General features: G+C 66.0%; 3 protein-coding genes and 1 pseudogene. All 4 read right to left on the reverse strand.

The window, feature by feature from the left end; translation table 11 throughout:
- Positions 1–95: 95 nt before the first annotated feature.
- On the reverse strand, positions 96–1,415 hold the full coding sequence (locus tag QZ609_RS25165) for a glycerate kinase (RefSeq protein WP_295500850.1): 1,320 nt from the start codon (positions 1,413–1,415) through the stop codon (positions 96–98).
- Between the two features lie 67 nt (positions 1,416–1,482).
- Positions 1,483–2,394 (reverse strand): 2-hydroxy-3-oxopropionate reductase, encoded by a 912-nt coding sequence (gene glxR, locus QZ609_RS25170; protein ID WP_295500853.1) that lies wholly within the window; start codon positions 2,392–2,394, stop codon positions 1,483–1,485.
- Positions 2,395–2,702: 308 nt separating this feature from the next.
- Positions 2,703–3,533: a biotin-independent malonate decarboxylase subunit gamma gene (mdcE, locus tag QZ609_RS25175; protein ID WP_295500856.1), complete on the reverse strand. Its 831-nt coding sequence runs from the start codon at positions 3,531–3,533 to the stop codon at positions 2,703–2,705.
- Positions 3,530–3,831 (reverse strand): annotated as a pseudogene (locus QZ609_RS25180) (biotin-independent malonate decarboxylase subunit beta); the annotation flags it as partial. The gene mdcE and the pseudogene QZ609_RS25180, both read right to left, overlap by 4 nt.

Consider the following 3,831-nt stretch of genomic DNA (forward strand, 5'->3'; position numbering starts at 1 on the left):
TTACTTTCTTTGGCAAGACAAAGAAAGTGAGTCGGCCCCGGCAGGGGACGAAGCGAGGGATGCACCAACAACAGCAAACACATCCCCCATCCAACTCACCCCGTAATCAAAATCGCCCGGAAGTCATTCACGTTGGTCCGGGTCGGCCCGGTGACAATCAAATCGCCCAGTGCCTGAAAGAACCCATACCCATCGTTGTTATCCAGCAGCTGCTTCGGCTTCAACCCAAGCGCCTCAGCACGCGCCAGGCTATCCGGCGTGAGAATCGCCCCTGCGTTGTCTTCCGAGCCATCAATGCCATCCGTATCGCAAGCAATCGCATGCACCCCCGGCAGGCCATCCAACGCCACACCCAGCGCGAGCAGGAACTCGGCATTCCGCCCACCACGCCCATTGCCCCGCACCGTGACGGTGGTCTCACCGCCCGACAGAATCACGCACGGCTTCTTGAACGGCTGATTGCGCGCCACGATCTGCCGCACGATGCCGGCATGCACCTCCGCCACATCGCGCGCTTCGCCTTCGATGCTGTCCGACAGAATGTGTGCCTCGTAGCCCAGTGCACGCGCCTGCGCCGCAGCCGCTTCCAGCGATTGCTGCGCGGTGGCGATGACCTGGCTGCGATGGCCGGCAAACCGCACGTCGCCAGGCTTGGGCGTCTCGCCCGCACCGCTCTCCAGATGGCGCCGCACCGCCTCCGGCACATCGATGCCGTACTTGTTGATGACGGCCAGCGCATCCGCGCAGGTGGTTGCATCGGGCAGCGTGGGCCCGCTGGCAATCAGCGTCGGATCATCGCCAGGGATGTCGGAGATCAGCAGCGTCTCCACCCGCGCCGGCGCACAGGCCAGCGCCAGGCGCCCGCCCTTGATCGACGACAGGTGCTTGCGCACGCAGTTCATCTCGCCGATGCTCGCGCCGCTCTTGAGCAGCGCGCGGTTGACGGTCTGCTTGTCGGCCAGCGTCAGGCCTTCGGCCGGCGCGGCCAGCAGGGCGGAGCCACCGCCGGAGATGAGGCACAGCACGAGGTCATCACGCGTCAGGCCATCGAGCAGACCGATCATGCGTTGCGCGGCGCGCTGGCCCGCGGCATCCGGCACGGGGTGCGCGGCTTCCACGACTTCGATGCGGCCCTGCGTACCCGGTGCACGGCCATGCTCGTAGCGGGTGACCACCAGGCCCGACAGCTCGCCTTGCCAATGCTGCTCTACCGCTTCCGCCATCGCAGCAGCAGCCTTGCCCGCGCCGATCACGACGGTGCGCCCACGCGGCGGCTCCGGCAGAAAACCCGGCAGACACTGTGACGCGCTGACCGCCGCCACGGCGGTATCGAACAGACCGTGCAGCAATGCACGCGGCGATGGATTGGGCAGGGCGGCGCGCAAGGCAGCCTGGGCGGAGTGGTCGTTGTACATGTCGGAAGGCGAGGGGACAGCTCAAACAAGACTGCCGCCACCCGAAGGCGACGGCAGGGTGCGCGACTTAGGCGATGTCGTGGTTCGACATGATCTCGATCGCGCGGCACAGCGCCGAGTGGTCTTGCTTGCCCAGGCCGTTGGCGGCGCAGGTGTTGAACAGCTCCTGCGCGGTGGCGGTGTTGGGCAGGGCTACGCCCAGCGTCTTGGCGCCTTGCAGGGCCAGGTTCAGGTCCTTCTGGTGCAGCTCGATGCGGAAGCCCGGATCGAACGTGCGCTTGACCATGCGCTCGCCGTGCACTTCCAGGATGCGCGACGCTGCAAAGCCGCCCATCAGCGCCTGACGCACCTTTGCGGGGTCTGCACCGGCCTTCGATGCGAACAGCAGCGCTTCCGACACGGCTTGGATGTTCAGCGCCACGATGATCTGGTTGGCCACCTTGGTGGTCTGGCCGTCGCCGTTACCGCCGACCAGCGTGACGTTCTTGCCCATCAGGCGGAACAGCGGCTCGACGCGGTCGTACGAGGCTTGCTCGCCACCGACCATGATCGTCAGCGACGCGGCCTTCGCGCCCACTTCACCGCCCGACACCGGGGCGTCCAGGTACTGCGCGCCGGTCTTGTTGACGCGGGCGGCGAAGTCCTTGGTCGCGATCGGCGAGATCGAGCTCATGTCGACCACGATCTTGCCTGCGGCGACGTCCTTGCCGGCGTCCTTCAGGGCCTTCGCGACGCCCTTCTCGCTGAACAGCACCGACTCCACGTGGTGCGTGTCCGGCACCATGATGAAGATGATGTCGGCGCGCTTGGTGACTTCCTCGGCGCTCGTGCAGACCGTCACGCCGGCTTCCACCAGTGCGGCCGGGGCCGGATTGACGTCGTTGACGAACAGCGTGTGGCCGGCGGCGCGCAGGTGTGCGGCCATGGGGGTGCCCATGATGCCGAGGCCGATGAAACCGAGGTTCAGATTGCTTGCCATGGTGAGGGCTCCTTGATGTTGGTGGTTTGATGGTTTGGACCTTGGTGGTCCACCTCCCTTTTCGTCCCCTGCCGGGGCCGACTCACTTTCTTTGTCTTGCCAAAGAAAGTAAGCAAAGAAAGGCGCGCCCAAGATGGCGACTTCCCCTTGAATTTCTGCAACCGGGCGGGGAAGGGGAAAACTCGCTGCGCTCAGACAGTTCCCCTTCCTTTTTCCGCCCGCTTGCAAAAATTCAAGGCGCCATCTAGGGCAGGTACGGCCAAACCATCGGGGCGCATGTGTTCGCGCCGTGATGTGTCTCCTATTCGTTATGCGCTTTCTGGCTGCGCGTTCCATTGCTCGCGCAGGCGTTTGCGAACTTCCGACGATGCGCCGCGCAGCGGCGCGCCCAGGCGGCTTTCCAGCCCGCGCGATGGGTCGGCTGCGATATCGGCCAGCGCCGCCGCGAGCGCCGTCTGCACGGTATCGATGTCAACTGCATTGGGCGCGTCGGCAGACTTCACCTTCAGCAGGTTCCACAGCAAGCCGAGCGAGGCGAAGCTAGCGATGTCGTACGCCATGGGCGGAACCTCTTGTGCGAGGCGTTCCAGGTCGGCGACGGAGCGCAGCGTCACGCGCGCGGCTGCAGCCTTGCCCATCGCGTGCACCATCACGTCGGCATCGTCCAGGGCGAGCAGGCGATTGGCTTGGTAGCCGTGCGCCAGCAAGGCGCCCGACATGGCGCGACCGACGATGAGGCCGATGACGGGGTGACCGCCCAGGCGGGCGGCAGCGTAGGCATCCGCCGCTGCAGCCAGGGCGAGGTGGATGCCGTAGGCCTCCTCGCGGCGCCCGTAGGCTTGGCTTGCCACATCGATGACGGCGACGATGGCGCGCTTCTTTTCCTGCCCTGCATCGGCACGCATGGCATCGCGCACGGCACGTGCAAGCTGCCAGCCTTCGATGAGACCGACTTCACCGTTGCGCGCGCGGGGGAAGCGGTTCCCGGCGTCGGGCACGATGGCGATGTAGCGAGTGGGCCGTCCCGCCAGCGCGGCATCGACGACTTGCAGCGTGCTGCCGTAACCTGGCACCGGCGCGCCGCCGGCAAGCACGCGCATCCAGGTCGCGCCGCGCGTGGAAAGTTCGTTCTGGCTCATGCGACGTCCTTTGCGTAGTGCGTGCGCACATCTTCTGCCGTGGCTTGACGTGATGTGTCTACAGCGGCGAGTTGTGCGAGGTAGTGGTCGATCTGCTCGCTGCGCTGGTGCGTTGGTGCGCCGGCGCGCAGCCACTCGATCACCTGCGCGCGGATCGTGACGGAATCGTCCTCGATGCAGACATCGGCCAGCCCCGTGGCGGCGCGTTGTTCGCCCCCCGTCAGGCTCCAGATGAAAGGGCGATCGCGCGAGTCGTATTCTTCGATGCCGGCTTCCTGCTCGATCACCTGTGGGCCGT

The sequence above is a fragment of the uncultured Ralstonia sp. genome (assembly GCA_913056305.1).
Taxonomy (GTDB): domain Bacteria; phylum Pseudomonadota; class Gammaproteobacteria; order Burkholderiales; family Burkholderiaceae; genus Ralstonia.

Coding starts and splice junctions, on each gene's coding strand:
- QZ609_RS25165 (WP_295500850.1), bottom strand. CDS start 1,415: ATGTACAACGACCACTCCGCCCAGGCTGCCTTGCGCGCCGCCCTGCCC.
- glxR (WP_295500853.1), bottom strand. CDS start 2,394: ATGGCAAGCAATCTGAACCTCGGTTTCATCGGCCTCGGCATCATGGGC.
- mdcE (WP_295500856.1), bottom strand. CDS start 3,533: ATGAGCCAGAACGAACTTTCCACGCGCGGCGCGACCTGGATGCGCGTG.